The following is a 26,090-nucleotide window of genomic DNA, read 5'->3' on the forward strand; positions in this document are numbered from 1 at the left end:
ACTCAAAGTTACGAGCCTGCCGCATAGCGGGCCGAATACCCATAACGGAGACGACATGCCTCATCACACCGCGCCTTGCCGCGCGCGTCTTCGCTCCTTCCTTTTTCGCATTGATCCCCAAGGAGTCATCCGTGAATATCGCTGCTGAACAACCGGCGCAGCGCGCGCGCGTGCGCACCGCGAAGCTGCTCATCGACGGCGAGTTCGTCGATTCGAAGACGAGCGATTGGCGCGACATCGTCAATCCGGCGACGCAGGAAACCGTGGGGCGCGTGCCGTTCGCGACGCCGGACGAAGTGAACGCCGCCGTCGCCTCCGCGCAAGCGGCCTTCGCGACGTGGCGCACGACGCCGCTCGGCGTGCGCATGCGGCTCATGCTCCGCTTTCAGGATCTGGTCCGGCAGAACATGAAGCGGATCGCGGAGACGCTGACCGCGGAGCAGGGCAAGACGCTCGCGGACGCGGAAGGCGACATCTTCCGCGGCCTCGAAGTGGTCGAGCACGCGTGTTCCATCGGCACGCTGCAGCAGGGCGAATTCGCGGAGAACGTCGCGGGCGGCGTCGATACCTACACGCTGCGTCAGCCGATCGGCGTCTGCGCGGGCATCACGCCGTTCAATTTCCCCGCGATGATCCCGCTCTGGATGTTCCCGATGGCGATCGTCTGCGGCAACACCTTCGTGCTGAAGCCGTCCGAGCAGGACCCGCTGTCGACGATGGAACTCGTCGAACTGGCGATGCAGGCGGGCGTGCCGCCGGGCGTGCTGAACGTCGTGCACGGCGGCAAGGATGTCGTCGATGCGCTCTGCACGCATCCCGATATCAAGGCGATTTCGTTCGTCGGTTCGACGGCTGTCGGCACGCACGTCTACAACCTCGCGAGCCAGCACGGCAAGCGCGTGCAATCGATGATGGGCGCGAAGAATCACGCCGTCGTGCTGCCCGACGCCAACAAGGAGCAGACGCTCAACGCGCTGGCCGGTGCGGGCTTCGGCGCGGCGGGGCAGCGCTGCATGGCGACGTCGGTGGTGGTGCTCGTGGGCGCGTCGAAGGAATGGCTGCCGGACCTGGTCGAGCGCGCGCGGTCGCTGAAGGTCAATGCAGGTGTGGAGGAGGGCGCGGACCTCGGGCCGGTCGTGTCGCGGACGGCGAAGGAACGCATTCTTGGGCTGATCGAGAAGGGCGTCGACGAGGGCGCGACGCTCGCGCTCGACGGACGCGGGATCGCGGTGTCGGGTTACGAGAACGGCAACTTCATCGGCCCGACGATTTTTTCCGATGTCACGACCGACATGACCGTCTACAAGACGGAGATTTTCGGGCCGGTGCTGTGCATCGTCGAAGCGGCGACGCTCGACGACGCCATCGCGCTCGTCAATCGCAATCCGATGGGCAACGGCGTCGGGCTTTTCACGCAGAGCGGCGCGGCGGCGCGCAAGTTCCAGAGCGAGATCGACATCGGCCAGGTGGGCATCAACATTCCGATTCCGGTGCCGGTGCCGACCTTCAGCTTCACGGGTTCGCGCGGCTCGAAACTCGGCGATCTGGGGCCGTACGGCAAGCAGGTCGTGCAATTCTACACGCAGACGAAAACCGTGACCGCGCGCTGGTTCGACGACGCGACCGTGAACGACGGCGTGAACACGACGATTTCGCTGCGATAAACGACGGAGGAATGACGATGCAAATCGGTTTTATCGGCTTAGGCCACATGGGCGGCCCGATGGCGGCGAATCTCCTGAAAGCGGGGCACGCCGTGACCGCCTTCGACTTGTCCGCGCCCGCGCTGGAGGCCGCGAAAAATGCCGGCGCGACGCTCGCCGCATCGCCGCGCGAAGCGGTGGAAAGCGCGGAAGCCGTCATCACCATGCTGCCCGCCGCGCAGCACGTGAAAGCGGTCTACCTGAACGACGACGGCGTGCTCGCGGGCGTGCGCGCAGGCGTGCCGCTCGTGGACAGCAGCACGATCGATCCGGCGACGGCGAAGCTCATCGGCGAAGCGGCCGCCGCGCACGGCAATCCGTTCGCGGATGCGCCGGTGTCGGGCGGTGTCGTCGGCGCGCAGGCGGGCACGCTCACCTTCATGGTCGGCGCGGACGAAGCGCTCTTCGAAACGCTGCGCCCGGTGCTCGGCGGCATGGGCAAGAACATGGTGCGTTGCGGCGAAACCGGCACCGGGCAGATTGCGAAGATATGCAACAACCTGCTGCTCGCCGTCTCGATGATCGGCGTCGCGGAAGCGATGAAGCTCGGCGAAACACTCGGCATCGACCCGGCGAAGCTGGCGAGCATCATCAACACGTCGACAGGCCGATGCTGGAGCGCCGACACGTGCAATCCGTATCCGGGCATCGTGGAGACGGCGCCTGCGTCGCGCGGATATAGCGGCGGCTTCGGCGCGGATCTGATGCTGAAGGATCTCGGCCTCGCCGTCGATGCCGCGCGCGGCGCGAAGCAGCCCGTTTTCATGGGCGCGCTGGCGCAGCAGTTGTATCAATCGATGAGTCAGCAGGGCCTCGGCGGACTCGATTTTTCAGGCATTATCAAGTTATACGGAAAAGAATAAGTGCGCGATACGGCACGCACGTGCGTGCCGATTCGATATGAGTATTTAGCCCTTTTATTAAGCTGCACTGCACAACGCATCGCGGACTCGCTTATCGGGCGGAATGATCGGGAATACGATGATTCGCTTTCCCAAAAAATGTCCTATTCTGAAAGCACGACGCGCGTGTGTCGTTGAATTAAGCGCCTTGATAACGACGCTGCGCGCGCCTCCGACGCAGGCGAAAAGCCCGGCCTTTCGGGCGATCAAACGAGGAGTACGCGATGCAAGTCACACGTCACTTAAACATGGAATTGCGGCACGCCACCGTGCCGACTTATGTCGCCAGCTATTTCTTTCCGTTGCTGCTATTGGCATACGAAGCGTGGCGAGTGGGATCGTGGGTCGCGGTGAATGGATTCAACTTCACCAACTTCAACGCGATGGGTTATGAGTTCGCATTGATGATCGCCGTATTCGCGATGCAGGTGATCGTGGAAATCGCGTTTCTCGCGGGGGCCGTGCTGACTCGGCATAAGGATGTCGGCCATCGGCTGGCGAATTTGCTGGCGGGCCTTTTCTGCTCGATGGTCGTGCTCGGCTTCGATCTCGCACTGCAATATGGCTTGAGCGGAAGCTGATTAACTCAGGCGAAATTGCAACGACGAAGGCCGGCGCGCAGCCGGCCTTTTTTCTTTCTGCGCGCGAATTCAGTAACCCGCTGCGCTCGGCATGGCGGGCGGCTTCGCGGATCGCTCTGCGTAGCACTTCCTGTCGGCATCTTCCAGCGCCGTGCGCAAGCCTTCTTCCACGACCGGATGATAAAACGGCAGCTTCAGCATGTCGTCGAGCGTCAGTTTCAGTTGCACGGCCCACGCGAGCAGATGTCCGAGATGTTCCATTGCCGGACCGCAGCCTTGCGCGCCGCGTAGCGTGCCGGTCTTCGCGTCGGCATAGACGTGCAGCAGGCCGCGATTCTGCCGCATCACGCGGCTTCTGCCCTGCGTCTCGAACGACGCCTCGCCGGTCACGGTCATCTGCTTCTCGAGTTCGTCATACGAAGCGCCGACGATCGCCACCTGCGGCTCGCAAAATACGATCGAGAAGGGCACCTTGCGCTCGACCGCCTGCACGTCCGGGAAGCGCGCGGCATTGTCGCCCGCGAGCTTGCCTTCGTCGGCGGCGTCGTGCAGCCACGGACGCGTGCCGTCGCAATCGCCCGCGATGAAAATCGGGCTTTTGCCGCACTGCATCGTGGTTTCGTCGAAAAGCGGCACGCCCTTGTTGTTCAGTTCGATGCCCGCGCGATCCAGCGCCAGCGGCTTCAAATTCGGCGCGCGGCCCGTCGCGGCAAGCACGAGGTCGAAACGCTCGATGCGCTTCTCGCCGTCGCGCGAGGTAAAGCGCAGCGTCGGCTGGCCGTTTTCGAGCGACATGCCGTCGATATGCGCGTCGGGATCGAAATAGAACTCGCTGGCGAGCGCGGCGGCGAGCGCATCGCGCACGGGCGTGTCGGACAACGCGGCGACGCTGCCGCCCTTGCCGAACATGAACACGTCGACCGACAGCCGCGAGAGCGCCTGCCCCAATTCGAGCGCGAGCGGCCCCGCGCCGAACACCGCGATGCGCTTCGGCAGCGCGCGCAATTCGAAGAGATCGTCGCTCGTGATGAGCTTGTCGCCGAACACCTTCAGCTCGTCGGGCACCATGGACGATGCGCCCGTCGCAATGACCACGCTCTTCGCTTGCACGCGCGTGTCGTCGCCGATCATCAAACGCTGCGGCGATTCGAAGCGCGCCTGTCCGCGCAGAATCGCGCCGTCCGGAAACGCCTCCGCTTCCTCGATGACGCCCGCCACGAAGTGATCGCGCTCGCGCCGCACGTAGTCCATCACGCGGGCGGAGTCGGCCGCGAGCGCCTCGCCGCCTTCGATGCCGCGCGGCCCGAGCGCGCGCGCATCGTGAAGCCCGTTGGCGGCGGCGATCAGCAGCTTCGACGGCATGCAGCCGACGCGCGCGCACGTCGTTCCCAGCTCGCCGCCTTCGATGAGCACGGCGTTCGCGCCCGCATCGCGCGCCGCCCGGAACGCGGCCATGCCGGCGGTGCCCGCGCCGATCACGGCGACATCGACTTCTATCGTTTTCATGTTCGCCCCCGTTGTCGTATTCGTGCGATTCAGCCGTTGCCGGCGAACGCGGGATAAAGCGTCATGCCGCCATCGACGAAAAGCGTCGTGCCGACGACGTAATCGCTATCGTCCGACGCGAGCCACACCGCCGCGCGCCCGATGTCGTCCACTTCGCCGATGCGCCCGTACGGCACGAGCGTCAGCAGCCGGTCCATCGCTTCTTTCGACGCCCACGCGTCCTCGTTGATCGGCGTGCGGATAGCGCCGGGCGCGATCGAATTGACGCGGATGCGCTGCGGCGCGACTTCCTGCGCGAGCGATTTCATCATCATCTGAATGCCGCCCTTCGACGCCGCGTAGTTCACGTGTCCCGCCCACGGAATGACTTCGTGCACGGAACTCATGCAGATGATCTTGCCGAGCGCCTTCGAGACGGAACGCGGCCCGCGCCGCTGGAACTCGCGCACCGCGCGCTGCGCCGTGAGAAATTGGCCCGTGAGATTCGTCTCGATCACCTTGCGCCAGTCGGCGAGCGACATGTCGGCGAACGCCGCGTCCTGCTGCAACCCCGAATTCGCGACGACGATATCCACCGTGCCGAAGCGCTTGACGACAGCGTCGAACATGGCGTCGACGTCGTTTTCGTCGGAGACGTCCGCGCCGACCGGAAGCGCTTCGCCGCCGAGCGACGCGATTTCATCGGCGAGCTTTTCGGCCGGCTCCGCGTGCGAGTGATAGTTGATGGCGACGTGCGCGCCCGCCTCGGCGAGCGCCTTCGCGACGCCCGCGCCGATTCCCGAACTCGCGCCCGTCACGAGCGCGATCTGGCCTGCGAGAGCTTTTTGCATGACTGTTCCCGGGGTCGTGTGAATCTCCCCGGACGAGCAAGTGACGCGCCCGGCTCAAGGTCCGAGCAGCCCCTGATACACCTCCGCGTACCGCAGCGCCGCCGCTTCCCAGCCGAAGTTCTGACACATCGCGCGCTTGACGACGGCCTTCCATTCGGTGCGGCGTCCCTTGAGCGCGAATGCCCGGCGGATCGCCGCGACAATGCCCGCGCGGTCGAAGTTGTCGAACACGAAGCCGGTCGCGAGTCCTTCGGCGAGATTTTCGAGCGAGCAATCGACGACGGTATCGGCCAGTCCGCCCACGCGATGCACCAGCGGCAACGCGCCGTACGCGAGCGCGTACAACTGCGTGAGGCCGCACGGCTCGAAGCGCGACGGCACCATCACCACGTCGCTGCCCGCGATGATCGAGTGCGACAGCGTTTCGTCGAAACCGAGCACGACCGCGACCGCGCCCGGATGCGCCGCCGCCGCGTTCTTCATGCCGGTTTCGAGCGCCGGGTCGCCGGTGCCGAGCACGACGAGCTGCCCGCCGCGCTGCACGATATCCGGCACCGCCGAAAGCAGCAAGTCGAGCCCTTTCTGCTCGGTCAGACGGCTCACGACGCCGAAGAGCAGGGCGTCGTCGTCGCGCGCGAGGCCCACGCGTTCTTGCAGCGCCTCCTTGCACTTGCTCTTGCCGGACGGCTTCGCGGCGGTGTAGCGCGACGCGATGGCGTCGTCGATCGTCGGGCTCCAGATCGTATAGTCGACGCCGTTCAGAATGCCGCTGATGTCGTGCGTGCGCGTTTGCAGCAGGCCGTGCAGTCCCGCGCCGTGCGCCTGCGTCTGAATCTCGCGGGCGTAGGTCGGGCTGACCGTGGTGATGCGGTCAGCGTAGAAGAGGCCCGCCTTCAGGAAGGAAACGTGACCGTAGAACTCGACGCCATCGACGGCGTAGAAGTCGGCGGGCAACTGGAGCACGCCGAATTCGGATGCCGGGAACACGCCCTGATACGCGAGATTGTGCACGGTCATGACGCTGGCGACGCGCGCCGCGCCGCCGCGTTCGAACGCGCGCAGATACGCGGGCGCGAGGCCCGCGTGCCAGTCGTGCGCGTGGACGATGTGCGGCTTCCAGCCGGGATCGGCGCCGGTTGCGATGCGCGCCGCGCTCCAGCCGAGCAGCGCGAAGCGGCGATCGTTATCCGCGTAAGGGCGATGCGCGGCATCGAGATAAGGATTGCCGGGGCGGTCATAGAACGCATCCGCGCGCACCACGTACACCACGATGCCATGCGGCTTCAGCACGCCGCGTTCGAGCCGCACCTGCCCGGCGCCGAACGCCGCGCCCAGATCGGCGACGGGCTCGATATCGGACAAGCCCGCGAGCACGGCCGGGAAGCCCGGCAGCACCACGCGCACGTCCATGCCCAATTGCGATTGCGCGGGCGGCAACGCGCCGGCGACATCGGCGAGACCGCCGGTTTTCAACAGCGGAAACATTTCTGCTGCGACGTGCAGCACGCATAGGGTCATCGGCGCTCCAGGGGCAAAGTGAAAATCGGCCGGAGCCGACGATCGCGCGTCGTGATCCGGCCAGCTACGTCATGACGGCAACGCAGCCTGCGATGGCTAACGCTGCGCGAGCCGCGCGAGCGCTTCGCGCGTGACCAGCGTGACGCCCGATTCGGTGCGGAAGAAGCGCGCGGCGTCGTCGTCCGGATCCTCGCCGATCACGAGCCCTTCCGGCACCGTGCACCCGCGATCCACCACGACGCGCTGCAATCGGCAACTCGGCCCGACGGTCACCTGCGGCAACAGAACCGCCTCGTTGATGTTGCAGAAGGAATGCACGCGCACCGCCGACGAAAACACCGACTTCGATACCTGCGATCCCGATATCACGCAGCCGCCGCACACGAGCAGATTGGTGATCGCGCCTTGCTGGCCGTTCAGGTCGCGCACGAACTTGCCCGGCGGCAACTGCTCCTGATTGGTCCAGATCGGCCAGTTGCGGTCATACAAATCGAGCTGCGGAATGGTTGAGGCGAGATCGAGATTCGCGGCCCAGTAGGCATCGACGGTGCCGACATCGCGCCAATACGCGGGCGCGTTCGGATCGGCGTCGGACGTCACGCACGACATGCTGAACGGATGCGCGATCGCGCGGCCGCTCGTCACCACGCGCGGGATGATGTCCTTGCCGAAATCGTGATCCGTGCTCGACGCCGCGATGTTTTCCTCGAGCAGGTGATACAGATACTTCGCGCTGAACACGTAGATGCCCATGCTCGCCAGCGCGATATCGGGCTTGCCCGGCATCGCGGGCGGATCGGCGGGCTTTTCGAGGAAGTCGGTGACGCGGCGGTTTTCGTCGACGTGCATCACGCCGAACGCGGTCGCTTCCATGCGCGGCACCTCGATGCAGCCGACCGTGCAGTCCGCGCCGCTTTCGACGTGATCCAGCACCATGCGCGTGTAGTCCATCTTGTAGACGTGATCGCCCGCCAGCACGATGATGAACTGCGGCGAAATCGACCGGATGATGTCGAGATTCTGGAACACGGCGTCGGCGGTGCCGCGATACCAGCTCGAATCGACGCGCTGCTGCGCCGGCCAGATATCGATGAACTCGTTGAACTCGCCGCGCAGGAAACCCCAGCCGCGCTGCAGATGGCGCAACAGCGAATGCGCCTTGTACTGCGTGACGACCGCGATGCGGCGGATGCCTGAGTTGAGGCAATTGGACAGCGCGAAATCGACGATGCGGTACTTGCCGCCAAAGTGCACGGCGGGTTTCACGCGCTTGTCCGTGAGCGGCCCGAGACGCGTGCCGCGCCCGCCGGCAAGGACGATTGCGAGGGTCGACTTTTGCAAATCGGTGCGATTCTTAGACGGCGTCTCCATGTCAGCTCCTGATTTGACTTGCGTCTGTTGATGTCGTGTGAGTGGTGCGGGAGTCCTCGTGTGATGGCTGTGCGCGGGCGCCGGAGGCGAGCGCTTGCAGTCGTGGTCAGTCGTTGCATTATCCGGCGCGCATTCGGATTCGTGTGCTGAAGTCGTTCGAATTTTTATCGATGGCGCGCGCGATGGATCATCCGCAAGCGGCCGAGTGCATCGCATCCGCGACCCATGGAGCAAGCACCGTGCCGTCGCGGTGCGCGGCGTTGTTGCAGGCGCGCGACTCGCGGATTGCGTTGGCGCAATTTATAACGAGCGGGCCGTGCCGCATTGCGTCGCGGCACGGCACAATACGAAGCACGTCCGCGGAGCCATTCCGCGGAGCACGCCTCGCGCTGTCGAGCCCGACAGTCATCCGTCACCGCCCATGCCTCGCCCTGGAATCGCAATATGAATAACGTCCTGAGTATCCAGTCGCACGTCGTCTTCGGGCATGCGGGCAATAGCGCGGCGGTGTTTCCCATGCGGCGGCTCGGCGTCAACGTGTGGCCGCTCAACACGGTGCAGTTCTCCAATCACACGCAATACGGCCGCTGGACCGGCAGCGTGTTCGATGCCGACGAGCTGCAAAGCGTGATCGACGGCATCGGCGCGATCGGCGTGCTGGGCCGCTGCAACGCCGTGCTGTCGGGCTATCTCGGGGCGACGGAGCAAGGGCGCGCGGTCGTCGAAATCGTGAAGATGGTGAAGGCGGTGAATCCGCGTGCGATGTACTTCTGCGATCCGGTCATGGGCATGACGGGCGGCTGCACGGTGGCGGCGGGCATCGAAGACTTTCTCGTCACGACCATGCCCGAAGTCGCCGACGCGATGATGCCCAACCACACCGAACTCGAAAAACTCGTCGGGCGCAGCATCGAAACGGTGGAAGAAGCCGTCGATGCCTGCCGCGAAGTGATCGCGCGCGGGCCGCGCATCGTGCTCGTCAAGCATCTGCTGGATCGCAACAGTCGCGCCGATACGTTCAACATGCTCGCCGTCAGCCCGAGCGAAGCCTGGTTCGCGCAGCGTCCGCTGTATCCGTTCGCGCGCCAGCCGGTCGGCGTCGGCGACCTGACGAGCGCGGTGTTCGTCGCGCGCACGCTGCTCGGCGATTCGCTGCGCAACGCGCTCGAACATACGCTCGCGGCAGTCAATGCGGTCGTGAAGGCAACGTACGACGCGGGCCGCTACGAACTGGAGATCGTGGCTTCGCAGGACGAAATAGCGAAGCCGACCGACCGTTTTCCCGCCATCCGCGTGACGGGCGGCGAGATCGTGCGGCGCGGCTGAAACGCGCGCCAAACTCAGGCGACCGCCGCGGCCGCCATCGCCTTGAAGTTTTCCGGCGTGGCGAAGGCAAGGTACTGAGCCTGCATCTCGGGCGTGAGGAATTCGAGCATCGTCGAATTCTCGACCCAGAACTCGATCACATCGAAGAAATCGTTGCCGCGCGTGCATTGCACCGCGCGCCATCCTTCGCGCTCGCCGATTTCCAGCACTTGCGCCGCGCTCAGCTTTGTCGCAATCGCCATATGGAACGCGCTGTATTGCGGGCGCTCGACCGACCCCGCGCCATAGCTCACGCTCGTCTCGTGACCGCCGCCCGGCGTGATGACGCGATTCCCCGGATACACCTCGATGATGCTGCCGCGATCGTCGCCGGCCACGGCCATCCATGCGTCGGGGAAAGGCGAGAAAGGCGCGGCGAAGCCGTCCCACAGTTCGGCGAGCACGTGCGCGACGTGCTTCGGATCGCGGGCGGGAATGGACGCGTGGAAGATCATGACGGGCGCTCCGGTCGAAAATGAGGAGACTGCGCCGCGCATGCTTTCATGTTGCTGTCGATGCTGTCAATTAGCACTTGCCGAAGAATTGCGGATTAATACTTTGTTTTGTCTTCCGACGAGTTTTAATCTGAACATATGAACGATTAATGCGCGTTTAATCGGATTCGCGTTGAAATACAGCGACAGTTCCACTTGCGATGACGAGTCCGGAACGTTACGCTTCGCTCACCGGCGATTTACTCGCCGTAACGCGTATCAGCTTAATTATCGTTTAGTCGAGATTAACCCGCGCCCGCGAGGGCGTTGTCCCGTGGCCTTCGGCATGCATCGGATAAATCGACCGCATGCCAACGCCATACACGGCAAAACTTGCGTGCATTAGACCCGCGCCCGGAGCGAAACGAATCGTTTCGTCTGTCTTATGCCGTTTTTCGGGTTTTGCCAGTGTGCTCGATTCACGCAGACAAGGCATGCATGCGCATGCCGTCTAATGCGTCGCGCGTTTAAAAAGCGCGCTTCGCCAGAAGAGTTTCATTAACGAAAAAGCGGAGTTGAGACATGAAAGAAGGAAAGTATGCCTATTGGATGAGCGCAATCGCTTCGGCGGCTGCGCTCGCCGTTCTCGCCGGTTGTGGAGGCGGCGGAAGCGGTTCGAATAACGGCACGACCTCGTCGAGCGCGCCGGCAACGGGCGCAAGCTCGCCCTCGGCGGCCAGTTCGCCTGCGGGTGCAAGCTCGCCGTCGTCTGCCAGCTCGCCTTCCGGCGCCAGCACGCCCGCGGCGAACACCACGCCGACGCTCGCCGCCGCGACGCCCGTCATCGACGGCACCACGCTCGGCGCCGCGCAATGGCCCGCTGGCTCGCCCTCCGGCGGCACGGGCCAGGCCGTGGGCGCGCTCACGTGCGCAACGGCGGGCCCGTCGTACACGTACTCGCATCTTTCCATCTATCAGAACGGCAAGCAGCTCGCGCTGCCGGCGAACATCGGCACGGTGGATTCGAGCCTCAACTTCCAGCGCGGATGCGTCTATCCGGTTCATACCGACGATGCCAGCGGCAAGATCCGCATCGATTCGAGCACCAACACGCAGTACACGCTCGGCCAGTTCTTCTCCGTGTGGGGTCAAACGCTCTCGTCGACGAACGTCGCGGGCATCACGGGACCGGTCACGGCATGGGTGAACACGGGCGGCACGCTCACGCAATACACCGGCGATCTGTCGAGCCTCGTGCTGCCGCGCAACGGTGAAGTGACGCTCGAAGTCGGCACGCCGCTCTCGCAGATTCCCACCTACGCGTGGACCGATCCGCCGCCGTTCAACACCACCCCCATCACGCTGGTGTACGGCGGCATCGTCGGCACCTCGGCCTGGCCGGACGGCCCGACCGCGGCGGGCAACGGGGCAACGGTGGACGGCGTGGTCTGCGCGGCAGGCATGACCGAGACGTTCCACGTGCACTCGCATCTGGCGATCTTCAACAACGGGCAACAGCTCGCGCTGCCGAAGAGCATCGGCCTGCCGGGGTCGTGCAACTATGAGCTGCACACGCACGACAACACCGGGATCATCCACATCGAAACGCCGAACGACAAGCGCTTCACGCTCGGTCAGTTCTTCGACATCTGGGGCCAGCCGCTGACCCTCACGAATGTCGCGGGCTTCCAGGGCGATGTGGTCGTCTATATCAACGACAACGGCGATGTGCGCCGCTACATGGGCGATCCGCGCGATATCGCACTGGATTCGCTGCGCGATATCACCTTGCAGATCGGCACGCCGGTGACTTCGCTCCCGACGTACTCGTGGTACGAGCCGCAATAAGCCACGCGTTGTAGTCGATGCCGCACGAAGCCGCCGTTTCCAACGGCGGCTTTTTCTTTGCGCAAAAAAAAGCCGCCCGGGGAGGCGGCGAGAGCGCGTCCGTTGCGAGACTGTCCCGGTCGGGGACGGACGCGTGAGGAGACAACCGGATGCGACTCAGTATGGCAAACGCGTGGAACCGGCTCAATCGTCTGTTTGAAGCAGTGCGTTTCGTTTCGGCCCGATTATGCCGATGCGTGGACACGTCGCGGCATCGGCGCGTGACGCATGAGATGCATCCACAAAACGCCGGCCCCAACCGTTGCGCTTTCGTCGGCAAGACTCAGCATTCGTTCGATGCCACCAGTCGCGGATAACCCGGCTGCGTCGAATCGATCGTCGTCACGCACGCGCCGTCCGGCAGATCCAGCGTGCTGTCGATGTCGCGCCTGGCGCCGTCGCGCATCTGAATGCTGTAGCGATAGACCTTAGCCGTCTGCTCCGGGCTTTTCTCGAAGAGGCTCGTGAGATCGAAGCTCAGTCCCGCGCCGGCCCCGACGCCGCTCCATCCGCCGCCGCCTCCGCCACCGATGCCGCCCGCACCGACGCCGACCGTCGGCCCGGACGAGGAAGGCGCGCCGGCCACGACCGTCGTCAGATATTGCTTGCCGATGACGCGCCCGTTGGCGAACGCGGCATCGGACGGAATCGCGGCCGATGCGCCCGGACCGCTCGCGCACGCCGCGAGCAACGTGAGCGCGGCGGCCGCGACGCCTGCCCGCGCCGCGCGTTTGAACATGCGTTGGTTGGAATTCATGAGAGCTTCGTTGACCCGTGATTGACCCTCGTTTCTTCTCGCGCCGGCGCGGGCGCTCGTGGCGTCGGACAAAAAAATGCCGCCCGTGAAAGGGCGGCTTCCAATGCAAGCCGAGGCCGGCGTGCGCTCCCGAGGGGACGATTGCGCGGCGCTATGGTGCAGCATCGCGCGGGGCGTTTGAACCAGATTGCTCCGATTCCCGGCGCGGCTTTGCGCAGGCTCAGTCCTTCAGCAGATAGTCGACGATCGCATCGCACACGCGGCCGAACATCTGCGTGCCGGTGACGGTCGGACAGCCGCGCGCGCGGGCGGCCTCGATGAACGGCGTGACGGGCGGCTTGGTCACCACATCGCCGACGAAGGTCGTGGGTGCGAGGCGCGATACGTCGACCGGCAGCGGATCGCCGGGACGCATGCCCGCTGGCGACGCGTTCACGACGATGTCGTAGGTTTCCGCGCCCGCGTCATCGGCGACGCCGACCGCGCCGCGTCCCAACGACGCCAGCCGCGAGGCGAGCGCGTTCGTGCGCGCGGCGTCGAAATCGCGAATGGCGAGCGACGCCACGCCCGCGTCGACGAGCGCATGACCGATGGCCGAACCCGCGCCGCCCGCGCCGATCAGCAGCGCGCGTTTGCCTTCCGGCTCGCAGCCCGCGTCGCGGAGCGCGGCGACCATCGCGACGCCGTCCGACATGCCGCCGTGCCACGTGCCGTCCGCGTTGCGCCTGAGCATGTTCGTCGCGCCGAGGAACGCGGATTCGGCGGCGAGCGTGCGGCAATGGCGCGTCGCGTCGAACTTGTGCGGCACCGTGATGATGACGCCGTCGACGTTCTGCATCCGCGTGACGCCTTCGAAGAACGCGTCGAGGTCGGCGGGGGCGACGTGCGCCGGAATCACGATCGCGTCGCGCCCGGCCGCGCGCAACGCCGCGGTGACGCCGGACGGCGAGCGCACCTGCGCGATCGGATCGCCGACGATGAAGTACACGCGTGTCGCGCCGCTCAAGCCCGCATCCAGCGATGCGGAAAAGGTTGTGTCCTGCGCCATGCTTCGACTGTCTCCCGTGAGGCGCTCGCGGATCGCTCCAGCGAACGCACGTTGCCAATTGAAAAAATTTGTGGGCTGCGTCGGTGAAACTGTAGTTGAAAATGGAATAGTATTCAACAAAAGCCATTCCAGTGACGAAGCAACTAACCGTCTTTTTCGTCGAAATCCACGAATCGAGGAGAGCATGCGCATGAGCAAGAAACGGCTGGCAGTAGCAGGAGCGGGCGCGATCGGACGCATGCACATGGAGCGCGCGCGTTTGCATCCGGATTGCGAAGTCATTGCGGTGGCGGACCCATCGGCGGCGGCGCAGTCGATCGCGCAGGAGCACGGCGCGCGCTGGTTTTCGACCATCGACGCCATGCTCGACGCCGAAAAGCCCGATGGCGTGATCGTCGCGACGCCGAACGCAACGCACGTCGAAGCGGGCCTCGCGTGCATCGAGCGCGGCATCGCGGTGCTGATCGAAAAGCCGATCGCGGACACGGTCGAACAGGCGCGCATTCTCGTCGATGCCGCCGCGCACGCGCGCGTCCCGCTCCTGGTCGGGCATCACCGCCGGCATAGCCCGATTCTCCGGCGCGCGCGGGAGATCGTGGCGAGCGGGCGCATCGGGCGGGCGGTATCGGCGAACGCGCTCGCCACGTTCTACAAGCCCGATCCGTATTTCGAGATCGACTGGCGCAGGAAAGCGGGCGGCGGACCGGTGCTGATCAACCTGATCCACGACATCGACATGATGCGGTTTCTGCTCGGCGAGATCGTCGAAGTGCAGTCGCTGACGTCGAACGCGGTGCGCGGCTTCGAAGTCGAGGATACGGCCGCCGTGCTGCTGCGTTTCGAGAACGGCGCGCTCGGTACGCTGACGGTCTCCGATTGCGCGGTGTCGCCGTGGAACTGGGATCTCGCGGCGGGCGAGGCGGCGCACTATCCGCGGCAGAGCGTGAACACGCATTTCATTTCCGGCACCGATGCGTCGCTCGCGTTGCCCCAGCTCGATGTCTGGGAGTATCGCGCGGCAAAGGGCTGGCACGATCCGCTGACCGCCGAGCGCACCGCGCCCCACGCGGGCGACCCGTACCACGAACAATTGCGCCATTTCGCGGCGGTGATCGACCGCAAGGAGACGCCGCTTTGTTCCGGCGATGACGGCGCGCGCACGCTCGACGCGACGCTCGCGGTGCATCGGTCGGCGCGGGAGCGTGCGCCTGTCGCGCCGGCTTTTTGACGAGGGCATCGCGAAAAAACGCTTGGCAAGTGCTCCGATAGTGGAATAGCATTCCAACATCAAATCAAGTTCCGAGAGAGGAGCGAAAGATGGTGGAGACGCTGGCGAGTCTGAGCGGTACGGAGTTCGATGTCGTGGTGGTCGGCGCGGGCGGCGCGGGCATGTCGGCGGCGCTGTTCGCGGCGATCGACGGCGCGCGCGTGCTGCTTGTCGAGAGCACGGAATTCGTCGGCGGGACGACGGCGTTTTCGGCGGGCACGACGTGGATTCCCGCGTCGATGCACATGGCGAGCGTCAATCCCGCCGATTCGCGGACGGTCGCGGAGCGCTTTCTTGATCGCGCTGTCGGCGAACGCAGCAGCGCCGCGATGCGTCGCGCTTTCCTCGATGCCGGACCGAAGGCGGTCGCGCACATCGAAGCGAATTCGGACGTGAAATACCGCGCGCGCCCGTTTCATCCCGACTATCTCTCCGAACTGGAAGGCTCGACGCTCTGCGGCCGCGCGCTGGAACCGCTGCCGTTCGATGGCCGCAAGCTCGGCCGCGCATTCGCGCTCATCCGTCCGCCGATTCCGGAATTCACCGTGCTCGGCGGCATGATGGTCGATCGCGACGATGTCGCGCATCTGCTTGGGATGACGAAATCATTCGCGTCGCTGAAACATGCGGTGAAACTGCTGGCACGTCACGCACGCGACCGCATGAGCGCGCCGCGCGGCATGCGGCTCGTGATGGGCAACGCGCTGATCGGCCGCCTTTTGTATTCGTTGCAACGGCGCGGCGTGCCGGTGCTGACGCGCACGACCGTCGAGACGCTGCATGTGAGCGCGGGCCGCATCGAAGGCGTGACGCTCGTTCAGGGCGACGAACGCCGGCGCATCGCGGTGACGGGCGGCGTGATTCTCGCGAGCGGCGGCTTCAACCGTCACGCCGCGCGTCGCGCCGACATGCTGCCGGGCGCCGATCCCGCATGGTGTCCGGGCGCGCCGGGGCACAAGGGCGGCGCGCAGGATCTTGCGCTGGCAGCGGGCGGGCGTTTCGGCGCAGGCGCGTTGTCGAATGCATTCTGGGCGCCGGTTTCCGTGCGCAAGCGCGCCGACGGCACGACCGCCGTGTTCCCGCACTTTCTGATGGATCGCGGCAAGCCGGGGATGATCGTCGTCGATAAAAGCGGCAAGCGCTTTCTCAACGAAAACACGTCGTATCACCTGTTCGGCATCGCGATGCAGGAGGCGCATCGAACGAATCCGTCCGTGCCCGCGTATCTTGTTACGGATTCCGAAGGATTGCGCAAGTACGGTCTTGGCATGGTGCGGCCGGGCGGCAAAGGACTGAAGCCGTTCATCGACGATGGCTATCTCACCGAGGGCGTCACGCTCGCCATGCTTGCGTCGAAGCTCGGCATCGACGGCGCGGGACTCGCGGATAGCGTCGCGCGCATCAATCGATATGCGCAAACGGGCGTCGATCCGGACTTTCAGCGCGGCACGACCGACTATCAGCGCGCGAACGGCGACGCGAACTGGAGCGGTCCCAATCCGTGCCTCGGCCCGATCGCGCGTGCGCCGTTCTATGCGGTGCGGCTTTATCCCGGCGACATCGGCGCGGCGACGGGACTCGTCACCGATACCGACGCGCGCGTGCTCGATCGCGACGACGAGCCGATCGCCGGCCTCTACGCCTGCGGCAACGACATGCAATCGGTGATGGGCGGCGTCTATCCGGGGCCGGGCATCACGCTCGGGCCGGGCCTTGCATTCGCGTATCTGGCCGCGCGGCATGCGGCGGCGCGGGCGAAGTCGCCGGAGCGGGAATCGCACAAGAAAGCGCAGCAAGAAGCGCACGAGCAAACGCCATGAACACATTGCACTGCGACGTCCTCGTGCTCGGCTCGGGCGCGGGCGGCTTGTCCACGGCCGTCACGGCCGCGGCGCTCGGCCTCTCCGTGATCGTCTGCGAGAAAGAAGACGTGTTCGGCGGCACGACCGCGTGGTCGGGCGGATGGATGTGGATTCCGCGCAATCCGCTCGCGATGCGCGCGGGCATCGTCGAAACCGCCGATGCTCCGCGCACCTATCTGCGCAACGAACTCGGCGCGCGCTACGACGCCGCGAAAGCCGACGCGCTGATCGAACACGGTCCGCGCATGATCGACTTCTTCGAACGCAATACGTCGATGCGTTTCATCGACGGCAACCGCATCCCCGATTTCCACACGACGCAAGGCGCGGGCAGCGGCGGGCGTTCCGTCTGCGCGATGCCGTTCGATGGGCGCGCGCTCGGTCCGCTCATCGACAAGCTGCGGCCGCCGCTCTTGGAGATGACGATTAGCGGAATGGCGATCGCATCCGGGCAAGACCTCGCGCATTTCTTCAACGCGACGCGGTCGCCGCGTTCCGCCTGGCACGTGACGAAGCGCCTCGCCGCCTTCGCGATGCACAAGCTGCGCCATGGCCGCTCGATGCATCTCGTGAACGGCAATGCGCTCGTCGCGCGTCTGCTCAAGTCGGCGGCGGATCGCGGCGTGCAGCTCATGACGCGCGCAAAAGCCGTCGAATTGATACGCGATGGCGCGCGCGTGACGGGCGCGCGCGTCGAGATCGAAGGCGTGCCGCATGAAGTGATTGCGCGGCGAGGCGTCGTGCTGGCGTGCGGCGGCTATCCACACGATCAGGCGCGGCGCGCGCAGAGCTTCGCCTACACGCCGTCGGGCGACGAACACTGGTCCGCCGCGCCGCGCAGCAATACGGGCGATGGCGTGCGCATCGGCGAAGCGGCCGGCGCGCATTTCGATGCCTCGCTGAAAGCGCCGGCGGCGTGGGCGCCCGTATCGCTCGCGCCGAAACGTGATGGCGATGCCGTCGCGTTCGCGCATCTCATCGAGCGGGCGAAGCCGGGCGTGATCGCGGTGACGCGCGCGGGCAAGCGCTTCGTCAACGAGGCGTCGTCTTATCACGACTTCGTCGCCGCGCTGATCGATGCCACGCCTCCCGCCGAGGAAGTGTGCGCGTGGCTCGTCTGCGATCATCGTTTTCAGCGGCGCTACGGCCTCGGCGCGGCGAAGCCGTTTCCGTTCCCGCTGCATCCTTATGAGCGCTCCGGCTATCTGAAATCCGCGCCGACGCTCGATGCGCTTGCCCGCCAATGCGGCATCGATGCGCACGCGTTGAGCGAAACCATCGCGGCCTACAACGCGCACGCGCGGGACGGCCGCGATCCGCAGTTCCACAAAGGCTCGACGCCCTACAACCGCATACAGGGCGATGCATCGCAGAAGCCGAATCCGTGTGTCGCGCCGATCGTCGATGGTCCGTTTCACGCGGTGAAGGTGCTGCCCGGCAGCCTCGGCACGTTCGCGGGACTCGCCACCGACGCCCGCGCGCGTGTGCTCGACGCGACGCGCGCGCCGATTCGCGGCCTCTACGCCGTCGGCAACGACGCCGCCAGCATGATGGGCGGCCACTATCCGGCGGGCGGCATCACGCTCGGCCCGGCGATGACTTTCGGCTATCTCGCGGCACACGATCTCGCGCGGCCGGTCGAAGCCGAAGCCGGCGAAGACGCGGAACTCTCATCACTCAATCACGCAAGGACGTTCCCATGAATCTGTACGACACGGTCACGCTCACCGTCAAAATCGGCACAAACGCGCAAGTCTTCGAAAACATCCAGGCGAGCGCCGCGCAACCCGGCACCACGCTGCTCGGCTGCTGGTATTCGGACATCGGCGCGCTCGGCAAGGTCATGGTGCTGCGCGGCTTCGAATCGGAGGCGGCGCTGATCGGCGAACGCAAGCGGCTTTTGCTCGAAGGCAATCCGTTCGGCTGCGGCGAATTCATCACCGATGTCGAAGTGAGCAGCTACGCGCTCTTTCCGTTCCTGCCGCCCATTCAGCCCGCCGAGCACGGCGGCATCTACGAGATGCGCGTCTACGGCACGAAGCTCGGCAGCCTTCAGCACACCATCGACGCGTGGCGCAACGCCGTGCCCGAGCGCACGCAGCGTTCGCCGCTGATCGGCGCGATGTTCGCGCTCGACGGCACCGTGCCGCGTTTTCTGAACATCTGGCCGTACAAGAGCGTGGACGAGCGCTCGCGCATTCGCGCCGAGGCGGTGAAGGACGGCGTCTGGCCGCCGAAGGGCGGGCCGGCGCATCTCACGACGATGGAATCGACCATCTACGTGCCCGCGCCGTTTTCGCCGCTGCGCTGAGGTCCGACATGACGATGTCATCACGCAAGCTGTCCCTTTCCGCGCTGACGGTGCTCGAACTGACGCCGCCGCAGATGGTCGAGTGCGCGGCGCTTGCCGGCTACGATTTCGTCGGCCTGCGGCTTCTGCCGGCGACGGAAACGGAAGTGCGGCACGAGATCATCGGCGCGACGCCACTGAAGCGCGAAACGCTCGCGGCGTTGCGCGACACGGGAATCGGCGTGCTCGATACCGAAATCCTGCGGCTCAAGCCGGACACGGACGTCGCCGGCTACGCGCCGATGCTCGACACCGCCGCCGAGCTGGGCGCGCGCTTCGTGCTCGTCGCGGGCAACGATCCGGACGAGGCGCGCACCGCCGACCGGCTCGCGCAACTGTGCGATATCGCGAAGCCATACGGACTCGCGCCGTCGCTGGAACCGATGCCATGGACCGATGTGAAGGACATCGTGCAGGGCGCGCGCATCGTGAAGGCGGCGGGGCGCGCGAACACCGGGCTGATCGTCGATCCGATTCATTTCGATCGCGCGGGATCGTCCGTCGACGCGCTGCGTGCGCTGCCGCGCGAGCACTTCGGCTATCTGCAATTCTGCGATGCGCCCGCCGAGCGCCCGGCCGATCTCGCGACCTTGCTGCATCAGGCGCGTTGCGCGCGGATGATTCCGGGCGAAGGCGGCATCGATCTCGCGGGCATTTTGCGGGCGTTGCCGGACGATTTGCCGCTTTCCGTCGAAGCGCCGATGGACGAATGGGCGAAGACCGCGACCGCGCTCGAACGCGCGAAGCGTCTGCGCGAAGCGACGCTTGCCGTGCTCGGCGAAGTCTACGGTTGAATTCCGTGGTGGAATCGTGTTCTCATTCGAATCGGTAATTCAAACGAGAACTAAAGATGGCAGGAAATCTCGAGCGCGCGTTGTCGATCATCGAACTGCTGGCGAAGAACGGCGGGCGCATGCCGCTTGCGACCATCGCGGATACGCTCAACATTCCGCGCAGCGGCACGCATCGGCTGCTCGCCATGCTGATCGACGAAGGCTATGTGCGTCAGGACGAGGATCACGGCGAGTACATGCTCGCGCTCAAGCTCGTGTCGCTCGCGCTGATCTATCTGTCGACGGGCGGCGTGCTCGACGTGTCGCAGCCGGTGCTCGACCGGCTCGCGGCGGCGTCGGGGGAATTGGCGCGGCTGGGTGTCGTCGAGGACGATCACATCACGTTCGTCGGCAAGGCGCAGGGCGCGAAGTCCGGCCTGCGTTACGACCCCGACATGGGCAGCCAGCCGCCGCTGCATTGCACGGCGAGCGGGCAGGCGTGGCTGTCGTCGCTGTCGGATGAGGAAGCGCTCGCGCTGGTATCGAAGCAGGGCGGCCTCGGCAAGCCGGGGCAAGGCGGCCCGAAGGCGCCGAAGACGATCCAGCAATTCCTCGCGGATTTGCAGGCGGCGCGAAAGCGCGGCTACGGCATCGCGAGCGAAACGTACGAGGCCGGCATGACGTCGATGGCCGCGCCGATTCATCATCCGGTGACGGGCGCGGTGGTGGGCGTGGTGAGCCTCGCCGGACCGACGAGCCGCCTGCCCGATGCGCGTTTGAAGGAGCTTGCGCCCGCGTTGCTGGAGGCGGCGTCGGATATGGGCGCGGCGACGTTGAGCTCGCCGTACTTCAAGCGGCCCGCGGTGAAGGACGTGGCGACGGACGCAGCGACGGAGCCGGCGCAGGCGGCGGGGAAGAAGCGGAAAGCGGCGGTTTGAGGCGGTCGAATCGGACGAATTGGCCGAACGGCAGAGGCGACGTGACTGTCAACCCTGCAGTATCATGGGTTTCATGAGCAGCCGAGATATTCAAATGACCAATCCGTTCGATCCCACCGTGTCCGAGTTCGCATCTGTCGAAGAAGCCGAGGCTTACGACAAGTGGTATCGCGCAAAAGTGCAGCGGTCGATGGCGGATACTCGGCCGCGCTTTGGACATGACGAGGTCATGGACGAACTCGATGCAATCATCGATGCCGCGGAGAAACGCCGTCGCGAGAGGGCTGCTTGACGCTGCAGGTTTTGTGGACCCACGAAGCACGTTCAGATATCCGCGAAATCATTCGGTACATTGCAGAACACAGTCCCACGGCGGCACGCTCGCTGAAGGAGAGAATCGAAGCCGCGCCCAGTGCCGCCGCGCTCGCTCCGGAGCTTTTCAGGCCCGGTCGAATTGCGGGTACGCGGGAGATCGTCGTTCACCCTAACTACATCGTCGTTTATCGCGTGATCGATGCTGTGCTCGAAGTCGTCAACGTCGTGCACGCGCGCCAGCGTTACCCGTTCGACTGAAGCACGCTTGAGCGTTCACATGCGCAGCCAAGGAGACAGCCGTGCAACGAGTCGATCCCGCGTCGTTCACCCCCGAACTCACCGTCGATGCGCTTCTCAACGGCCCCGGCGCCCTCTGCGTGCGCGGCCTCTTCAGCCCGGCGCAAATCGACGAAGCGCGACGAATCGTCATGGCGCATTCGGACGATCGCGCGCAGACGGTCACGCATTTTCAGGGGCAGGCGGCGCAGGACGAAAAGCTGCACTTGCAGCGCCGCGTGTGGAATCTGCTCGCGAAGGGCGAGGTGTTCTCGCAGATGGCCGAAGAGGAACGGATCGTCGCGGCCATGCGCGCCTTTCTGGGCGACGACTTCATCATGGGATCGATCGCCGCGAACCGCATTCTGCCGGGCGGGCCGGGGCAGGAGCCGCACATCGACTATCCGTACTGGGACTATCACATGCCCGGCACGTTTCCGGCCGGCATCAACACGAGCTTTCCGCTCAACGCACAAGTGACTATTCCGCTCGATCCCTTCACCGCCGAGACCGGCGCGACGGCGTTCGTGCCGCACACTCAGCATATGCTTCGGTATCCGAATGAACATGACCGCTTCTACGAACGCGCGATGCGCATGGAAGCGGAACCGGGCGATGCGATCGTCTTCTTCGGCGCGACATGGCATTGCGCGATGCCGAACCACAGCACGCGCGACCGCAGCGCCGTGCTTATCCAGTATCTGCCGAAATTCGTGAAGCCGATGGAAGACCTGCGCGCGATGGTCGGCGAAGCATTCGTGAAGCGCGCAAGCGGAACGATGCGGCAGTTGCTCGGACTGAACTACCCGTATCCGCAGAACCTCGAAGCGATCGACAAGGCGACGAACGCCGAAGGCCGCACGAACGCAAAGCGCTATTAAGCAGCGGGCGGCGCACCGCCGCCGGTGGCCATCCATAGCACTTCGGCGTCTTCCTCGCTGGTCGAAACCGCCGCGTGGCCGGTGCGGCTGTCGAAGTAGAGGCTGTCGCCCGCGTTCAGATGCGTCGGCGCATAGAGTTCCGAATACAGGCACACGCTGCCGCTGATCACGTACAGGAATTCTTCGCCTTCGTGACGGCCCCAGTCATCGAACGCGTCGAGCGTATGCGCCGAAATGCGGATGCGAAACGGCAGCATCGCCTTGTGCGCAAGGTCGGTGGCGAGCAGTTCCATCTGATACCCGCGATACGCGTGACGCTGTCCCTCGTTGCGACGCGTGAGCGCGCGACGGCCGTTCGCGCTCGGTGCGCTCGCGCTGCCGCTGCCGAACAGCTCGCCGAGATCGATCCGCAAGCCGCGCACGATTTTCTGCAGCACGTCGAAGGTCGGCGACATCAGCCCGTTTTCGATCTTCGAGAGCGCCGAGCGCGACACGCCGCACAAGCGGCTGGCGCTTTCGAGCGTGAGGTCGTGCGCGACGCGCGCCTGTTTCACCCGGCGCCCGAGATCGGCGAGAGAAGGTTCGGTCGGGTTGTTCATGCGATGGTGTTCATTAGTGACGGAGCGCTTTGTTTCCGATAATAACATCGGCGATGCACGCCGGACGGCGCGCCCTTGCATGCGTTTTAATCCGAGAAAACCCGAATATTGGCTGCATTGTGAGCGGCGGAAACGGCGCGTATAGTCTCTCCGACCAGCGAAAAGTTTCTGATCAGAAACACGCGAAACCGCTTCAGCTTTTGGAGACTCTCATCGTGGACGTTCAATCGATTCTTTCCGACCTCGGCATTGCCGGTCTCGTCGCGGACGGCGACATCGCGGCGACGTCGCCGATCACGGGCGATGTCATCGGACGCGTGAAGCGCCACACGTCCGCGCAAGTCGATGCAACGCTCGCGCAAGCGCGCACCGCGTTCACCGCCTGGCGCAACGTGCCCGCGCCGCGTCGCGGCGAACTCGTGCGGCTGCTCGGCAATCGCCTGCGCGAAAAGAAGGCCGCGCTCGGCCGGCTCGTGTCGCTCGAAGCAGGCAAGATTCTTCAGGAAGGCTTGGGCGAAGTGCAGGAAATGATCGATATCTGCGATTTCGCCGTCGGCCTGTCGCGGCAGTTATACGGCCTCACGATCGCGTCCGAGCGCCCCGGGCATCGCATGGCGGAGACGTGGCATCCGTTCGGCGTCTGCACCATCATTTCTGCGTTCAACTTTCCGGTCGCCGTGTGGTCGTGGAACGCGGCGCTCGCGCTCGTCTGCGGCAACGCGGTGATCTGGAAGCCTTCGGAGAAGACGCCGCTCACGGCGCTCGCCGTCGATCGCATTCTGCGCGACGCCATCGACGAATTCGGCGACGCGCCCGAAGGACTCGCGTCGGTCATCATCGGCGACCGGGACGTCGGCGCGCAGCTCGTCGCGGACAAGCGGTCGGACATCGTCAGCGCGACGGGCAGCACGGAGATGGGCCGCGCGGTGGGCGTGGAAGTGGCGCGGCGCTTCGGGCGCTCGATCCTCGAACTCGGCGGCAACAACGCGGGCATCGTCTCTCAGTCGGCCAATCGCGATCTCGCGCTGCGCGGCATTCTGTTCTCGGCGGTCGGCACGGCGGGGCAGCGCTGCACGTCGCTCAGGCGTCTGTTTGTCCATGACAGGATTTACGACGATACCGTCGCGCGCCTCAAAGACCTTTACGCGAAGGTGCCGGTCGGCAATCCGCTGAAAGACGGCGTGCTGATGGGGCCGCTCATCGACGTGCAGGCGTTCGCTCGCATGCAAGATGCAATCGAGCAGGCGAAGGGCGAGGGCGGCAAGGTGTTCGGCGGCGAGCGCGTGCCGGTCGAGGGCTGCGAAGGCGGCTATTACGTGCGGCCCGCGCTCGTCGAAATGCCGGCGCAAAGCGATGTCGTGCTGAAGGAAACCTTCGCGCCCATTCTGTACGTGATGCGTTACACCGATTTCGACGACGCCATCGCCGCGAACAATGCCGCCGTGCACGGCCTGTCGTCGTGCGCGTTCACCACCGACTTGCGCGAGGCCGAACGCTTCCTGTCCGCATCGGGCAGCGATTGCGGCATCGCGAACGTGAACATCGGGCCGAGCGGCGCGGAAATCGGCGGCGCATTCGGCGGCGAAAAGGAAACCGGCGGCGGGCGCGAGTCCGGCTCCGATGCGTGGAAGGCCTACATGCGGCGCGCGACGAATACGATCAACTACTCGTCGGCATTGCCGCTGGCGCAGGGCATCGACTTCAATCTCGGCTAAGGCTTCGAACTATTTCGCGACGGGGGCGGCGTGGCTTCTCAAGTGGTGATCGTCGGTGGCGGGGTGATCGGCAGTGCGGTCGCGTATTTTTTGCGCGCATCGGACCCGAACGTGCAGGTGACGGTGATCGAGCGCGATCCGACTTACGCGCGCTCGTCGTCGGCGTTGTCGGCGGCGTCGATCCGCCAGCAGTTCTCCACGCCGCTTTCGGTGCGCATGTCGCTGTACGGCATCGACTTCCTGCGCACCCTCGGCGAACGGCTGGAAGTGAACGGTGAGCGGCCTTCCATCGACCTGCACGAGGGCGGCTATCTCTTTCTCGCAACGCCTCGCGGCGAAGCCACGTTACGCGAGAATCATTCGATGCAACGCGAACTCGGCGCCGATATCACGCTGCTCGATGCCGCCGGTCTGCGCACGCGCTTCCCGTGGCTGAACACGGACGATCTCGCAGCGGGCGCGTTCGGCGAAAGCGGCGAGGGCTGGTTCGACGGCTACGGTCTCGTGCAGGCGCTGCGGCGCAAGGCGGCATCGCTCGGCGCGCGATACGTGGCGGCGGAAGTCGTCGGCATGGCGCGCGAGGGCCGGCGCGTGACGCGTGTGCGCGCATCGAATGGCGAAGCGTATGCATGCGATGTCGTCGTGAACGCGGCGGGCGCGTGGTCGCGTTCGATCGCGTCGATGCTCGGCATCGACATTCCCGTGCATGCGCGGCGGCGCAGCATCTTCAATGTGTCGTCGCCGGCGAAGCTCGGCGGCTGTCCATTGCTGATCGATCCCACCGGCGTGTACTTTCGTCCCGAGGGCCGCACGTATATCTGCGGGACGTCGCCCGCCGCGGATAACGATCCCGACGACTTACCGCTCGACGAAGTGGACCACGCGCTCTTCGACGATGTCATTTGGCCCACGCTTGCGCATCGCGTGCCGCAATTCGAGGCGTTGCGCGTGGAGCACGCGTGGTCCGGCTATTACGAATACAACGTGCTCGATCAGAACGCGATCATCGGCGCGCATCCGGACATCGACAACTGTATTTTCGGAAGCGGCTTTAGCGGGCACGGGCTTCAACACGGACCGGCGACGGGACGCGGCATCAGCGAACTCATTCTGCGTGGCCGATATACCACGCTCGATCTCTCGCCACTCGGCTGGGCGCGCGTGATTGAAGGAAGGCCGATCGTCGAAAAGAATGTGGTGTAAAAGCGATGG

Annotated in this window: 24 protein-coding genes; 16 read left to right on the forward strand and 8 right to left on the reverse strand. The window is 65.3% G+C overall.

Annotated elements, in window-relative coordinates:
• Nucleotides 1-131: 131 nt before the first annotated feature.
• The 3 genes from NCR39_RS17770 (at nucleotide 132) to NCR39_RS17780 (ending at nucleotide 3,186) form a co-directional block, all read left to right on the forward strand.
• Nucleotides 132-1,664, forward strand: coding sequence for a CoA-acylating methylmalonate-semialdehyde dehydrogenase (locus tag NCR39_RS17770; protein ID WP_250453381.1), 1,533 nt, complete (start codon nucleotides 132-134; stop codon nucleotides 1,662-1,664).
• A 17-nt stretch (nucleotides 1,665-1,681) separates the two neighbouring features.
• Nucleotides 1,682-2,566, forward strand: coding sequence for a 3-hydroxyisobutyrate dehydrogenase (gene mmsB, locus NCR39_RS17775; protein WP_250453382.1), 885 nt, complete (start codon nucleotides 1,682-1,684; stop codon nucleotides 2,564-2,566).
• Nucleotides 2,567-2,829: 263 nt separating this feature from the next.
• On the forward strand, nucleotides 2,830-3,186 hold the full coding sequence (locus tag NCR39_RS17780) for a hypothetical protein (protein ID WP_250453383.1): 357 nt from the start codon (nucleotides 2,830-2,832) through the stop codon (nucleotides 3,184-3,186).
• Nucleotides 3,187-3,255: 69 nt separating this feature from the next.
• On the opposite strand, the gene NCR39_RS17785 is transcribed toward NCR39_RS17780, so the two are convergent.
• The 4 genes from NCR39_RS17785 to glgC form a co-directional block, all read right to left on the reverse strand.
• Nucleotides 3,256-4,692, reverse strand: coding sequence for a dihydrolipoyl dehydrogenase (locus NCR39_RS17785; protein WP_250453384.1), 1,437 nt, complete (start codon nucleotides 4,690-4,692; stop codon nucleotides 3,256-3,258).
• 29 nt (nucleotides 4,693-4,721) lie between these two features.
• Nucleotides 4,722-5,522, reverse strand: coding sequence for an SDR family oxidoreductase (locus NCR39_RS17790; RefSeq protein WP_250453385.1), 801 nt, complete (start codon nucleotides 5,520-5,522; stop codon nucleotides 4,722-4,724).
• A 54-nt stretch (nucleotides 5,523-5,576) separates the two neighbouring features.
• Nucleotides 5,577-7,040, reverse strand: a complete 1,464-nt coding sequence (gene glgA / locus NCR39_RS17795) for a glycogen synthase GlgA (protein ID WP_250453386.1) — start codon at nucleotides 7,038-7,040, stop codon at nucleotides 5,577-5,579.
• A gap of 96 nt (nucleotides 7,041-7,136) precedes the next feature.
• Nucleotides 7,137-8,411 carry a glucose-1-phosphate adenylyltransferase gene (gene glgC / locus NCR39_RS17800; RefSeq protein WP_250453387.1) on the reverse strand — a complete coding sequence of 425 codons (1,275 nt, stop codon included), beginning with the start codon at nucleotides 8,409-8,411 and terminating at the stop codon, nucleotides 7,137-7,139.
• Between the two features lie 444 nt (nucleotides 8,412-8,855).
• Between glgC and pdxY the strand changes: the two genes are divergently transcribed.
• On the forward strand, nucleotides 8,856-9,737 hold the full coding sequence (gene pdxY / locus NCR39_RS17805; RefSeq protein ID WP_250453388.1) for a pyridoxal kinase PdxY: 882 nt from the start codon (nucleotides 8,856-8,858) through the stop codon (nucleotides 9,735-9,737).
• Between the two features lie 14 nt (nucleotides 9,738-9,751).
• Here the strand turns inward: pdxY and NCR39_RS17810 are convergent, their stop codons facing one another.
• Nucleotides 9,752-10,231 carry a hypothetical protein gene (locus NCR39_RS17810; RefSeq protein WP_250453389.1) on the reverse strand — a complete coding sequence of 160 codons (480 nt, stop codon included), beginning with the start codon at nucleotides 10,229-10,231 and terminating at the stop codon, nucleotides 9,752-9,754.
• A 561-nt stretch (nucleotides 10,232-10,792) separates the two neighbouring features.
• Here NCR39_RS17810 and NCR39_RS17815 point away from each other — a divergent pair.
• Nucleotides 10,793-12,058: a hypothetical protein gene (locus NCR39_RS17815; protein ID WP_250453390.1), complete on the forward strand. Its 1,266-nt coding sequence runs from the start codon at nucleotides 10,793-10,795 to the stop codon at nucleotides 12,056-12,058.
• 322 nt (nucleotides 12,059-12,380) lie between these two features.
• Here the strand turns inward: NCR39_RS17815 and NCR39_RS17820 are convergent, their stop codons facing one another.
• Together NCR39_RS17820 and NCR39_RS17825 are read right to left on the reverse strand one after the other, a co-directional pair.
• Nucleotides 12,381-12,854, reverse strand: a complete 474-nt coding sequence (locus tag NCR39_RS17820) for a hypothetical protein (RefSeq protein WP_250453391.1) — start codon at nucleotides 12,852-12,854, stop codon at nucleotides 12,381-12,383.
• 220 nt (nucleotides 12,855-13,074) lie between these two features.
• A complete protein-coding gene (locus tag NCR39_RS17825; protein WP_250453392.1) occupies nucleotides 13,075-13,902 on the reverse strand; it encodes a shikimate dehydrogenase family protein in 828 nt (275 codons plus the stop codon).
• Between the two features lie 190 nt (nucleotides 13,903-14,092).
• Here NCR39_RS17825 and NCR39_RS17830 point away from each other — a divergent pair, with 190 nt between their 5' ends.
• The 9 genes from NCR39_RS17830 (at nucleotide 14,093) to NCR39_RS17870 (ending at nucleotide 22,564) form a co-directional block, all read left to right on the forward strand.
• On the forward strand, nucleotides 14,093-15,130 hold the full coding sequence (locus NCR39_RS17830) for a Gfo/Idh/MocA family protein (RefSeq protein ID WP_250453393.1): 1,038 nt from the start codon (nucleotides 14,093-14,095) through the stop codon (nucleotides 15,128-15,130).
• An 89-nt stretch (nucleotides 15,131-15,219) separates the two neighbouring features.
• Nucleotides 15,220-16,989, forward strand: a complete 1,770-nt coding sequence (locus tag NCR39_RS17835; RefSeq protein ID WP_250453394.1) for an FAD-dependent oxidoreductase — start codon at nucleotides 15,220-15,222, stop codon at nucleotides 16,987-16,989.
• A complete protein-coding gene (locus NCR39_RS17840) occupies nucleotides 16,986-18,734 on the forward strand; it encodes an FAD-dependent oxidoreductase (RefSeq protein WP_250453395.1) in 1,749 nt (582 codons plus the stop codon). Before NCR39_RS17835 ends, NCR39_RS17840 begins: the two co-directional genes overlap by 4 nt.
• Nucleotides 18,731-19,342, forward strand: coding sequence for an NIPSNAP family protein (locus NCR39_RS17845; RefSeq protein ID WP_250453396.1), 612 nt, complete (start codon nucleotides 18,731-18,733; stop codon nucleotides 19,340-19,342). The genes NCR39_RS17840 and NCR39_RS17845 overlap by 4 nt, the downstream gene beginning before the upstream one ends.
• A 14-nt stretch (nucleotides 19,343-19,356) precedes the next feature.
• Complete coding sequence (locus NCR39_RS17850; RefSeq protein ID WP_502800241.1) at nucleotides 19,357-20,175, forward strand: sugar phosphate isomerase/epimerase family protein; 819 nt, start codon at nucleotides 19,357-19,359, stop codon at nucleotides 20,173-20,175.
• Nucleotides 20,176-20,231: 56 nt separating this feature from the next.
• Nucleotides 20,232-21,092 carry an IclR family transcriptional regulator gene (locus NCR39_RS17855; protein ID WP_250453398.1) on the forward strand — a complete coding sequence of 287 codons (861 nt, stop codon included), beginning with the start codon at nucleotides 20,232-20,234 and terminating at the stop codon, nucleotides 21,090-21,092.
• A gap of 94 nt (nucleotides 21,093-21,186) precedes the next feature.
• Entirely contained in the window at nucleotides 21,187-21,384 is a 198-nt protein-coding gene (gene relB, locus NCR39_RS17860) for a type II toxin-antitoxin system RelB family antitoxin (protein ID WP_250453399.1), read from the forward strand.
• Nucleotides 21,381-21,665 carry a type II toxin-antitoxin system RelE/ParE family toxin gene (locus NCR39_RS17865; protein ID WP_250453400.1) on the forward strand — a complete coding sequence of 95 codons (285 nt, stop codon included), beginning with the start codon at nucleotides 21,381-21,383 and terminating at the stop codon, nucleotides 21,663-21,665. Before relB ends, NCR39_RS17865 begins: the two co-directional genes overlap by 4 nt.
• A 41-nt stretch (nucleotides 21,666-21,706) precedes the next feature.
• On the forward strand, nucleotides 21,707-22,564 hold the full coding sequence (locus NCR39_RS17870) for a phytanoyl-CoA dioxygenase family protein (protein WP_250453401.1): 858 nt from the start codon (nucleotides 21,707-21,709) through the stop codon (nucleotides 22,562-22,564).
• On the opposite strand, the gene NCR39_RS17875 is transcribed toward NCR39_RS17870, so the two are convergent.
• On the reverse strand, nucleotides 22,561-23,163 hold the full coding sequence (locus tag NCR39_RS17875; protein WP_250453402.1) for a helix-turn-helix domain-containing protein: 603 nt from the start codon (nucleotides 23,161-23,163) through the stop codon (nucleotides 22,561-22,563). The genes NCR39_RS17870 and NCR39_RS17875 overlap by 4 nt on opposite strands.
• Before the next feature lie 215 nt (nucleotides 23,164-23,378).
• Between NCR39_RS17875 and amaB the strand changes: the two genes are divergently transcribed.
• Both amaB and NCR39_RS17885 read left to right on the forward strand, forming a co-directional pair.
• Nucleotides 23,379-24,878: an L-piperidine-6-carboxylate dehydrogenase gene (gene amaB, locus NCR39_RS17880; protein ID WP_250453403.1), complete on the forward strand. Its 1,500-nt coding sequence runs from the start codon at nucleotides 23,379-23,381 to the stop codon at nucleotides 24,876-24,878.
• Between the two features lie 30 nt (nucleotides 24,879-24,908).
• Nucleotides 24,909-26,081 carry an NAD(P)/FAD-dependent oxidoreductase gene (locus NCR39_RS17885; RefSeq protein WP_250453404.1) on the forward strand — a complete coding sequence of 391 codons (1,173 nt, stop codon included), beginning with the start codon at nucleotides 24,909-24,911 and terminating at the stop codon, nucleotides 26,079-26,081.
• Nucleotides 26,082-26,090: the final 9 nt, after the last annotated feature.

The organism is Caballeronia sp. ATUFL_M2_KS44 (genome assembly GCF_023630965.1).
GTDB classification, from domain to species: domain Bacteria; phylum Pseudomonadota; class Gammaproteobacteria; order Burkholderiales; family Burkholderiaceae; genus Caballeronia; species Caballeronia concitans.

What these genes read in the sequence shown, in the direction of transcription:
- mmsB (WP_250453382.1), top strand. Translation starts at nt 1,682, where the DNA reads ATGCAAATCGGTTTTATCGGCTTAGGCCACATGGGCGGCCCGATGGCG.
- NCR39_RS17780 (WP_250453383.1), top strand. Translation starts at nt 2,830, where the DNA reads ATGCAAGTCACACGTCACTTAAACATGGAATTGCGGCACGCCACCGTG.
- NCR39_RS17785 (WP_250453384.1), bottom strand. Translation starts at nt 4,692, where the DNA reads ATGAAAACGATAGAAGTCGATGTCGCCGTGATCGGCGCGGGCACCGCC.
- NCR39_RS17790 (WP_250453385.1), bottom strand. Translation starts at nt 5,522, where the DNA reads ATGCAAAAAGCTCTCGCAGGCCAGATCGCGCTCGTGACGGGCGCGAGT.
- glgA (WP_250453386.1), bottom strand. Translation starts at nt 7,040, where the DNA reads ATGACCCTATGCGTGCTGCACGTCGCAGCAGAAATGTTTCCGCTGTTG.
- glgC (WP_250453387.1), bottom strand. Translation starts at nt 8,411, where the DNA reads ATGGAGACGCCGTCTAAGAATCGCACCGATTTGCAAAAGTCGACCCTC.
- pdxY (WP_250453388.1), top strand. Translation starts at nt 8,856, where the DNA reads ATGAATAACGTCCTGAGTATCCAGTCGCACGTCGTCTTCGGGCATGCG.
- NCR39_RS17810 (WP_250453389.1), bottom strand. Translation starts at nt 10,231, where the DNA reads ATGATCTTCCACGCGTCCATTCCCGCCCGCGATCCGAAGCACGTCGCG.
- NCR39_RS17815 (WP_250453390.1), top strand. Translation starts at nt 10,793, where the DNA reads ATGAAAGAAGGAAAGTATGCCTATTGGATGAGCGCAATCGCTTCGGCG.
- NCR39_RS17820 (WP_250453391.1), bottom strand. Translation starts at nt 12,854, where the DNA reads ATGAATTCCAACCAACGCATGTTCAAACGCGCGGCGCGGGCAGGCGTC.
- NCR39_RS17825 (WP_250453392.1), bottom strand. Translation starts at nt 13,902, where the DNA reads ATGGCGCAGGACACAACCTTTTCCGCATCGCTGGATGCGGGCTTGAGC.
- NCR39_RS17830 (WP_250453393.1), top strand. Translation starts at nt 14,093, where the DNA reads ATGAGCAAGAAACGGCTGGCAGTAGCAGGAGCGGGCGCGATCGGACGC.
- NCR39_RS17835 (WP_250453394.1), top strand. Translation starts at nt 15,220, where the DNA reads ATGGTGGAGACGCTGGCGAGTCTGAGCGGTACGGAGTTCGATGTCGTG.
- NCR39_RS17840 (WP_250453395.1), top strand. Translation starts at nt 16,986, where the DNA reads ATGAACACATTGCACTGCGACGTCCTCGTGCTCGGCTCGGGCGCGGGC.
- NCR39_RS17845 (WP_250453396.1), top strand. Translation starts at nt 18,731, where the DNA reads ATGAATCTGTACGACACGGTCACGCTCACCGTCAAAATCGGCACAAAC.
- NCR39_RS17850 (WP_502800241.1), top strand. Translation starts at nt 19,357, where the DNA reads ATGTCATCACGCAAGCTGTCCCTTTCCGCGCTGACGGTGCTCGAACTG.
- NCR39_RS17855 (WP_250453398.1), top strand. Translation starts at nt 20,232, where the DNA reads ATGGCAGGAAATCTCGAGCGCGCGTTGTCGATCATCGAACTGCTGGCG.
- relB (WP_250453399.1), top strand. Translation starts at nt 21,187, where the DNA reads ATGACCAATCCGTTCGATCCCACCGTGTCCGAGTTCGCATCTGTCGAA.
- NCR39_RS17875 (WP_250453402.1), bottom strand. Translation starts at nt 23,163, where the DNA reads ATGAACAACCCGACCGAACCTTCTCTCGCCGATCTCGGGCGCCGGGTG.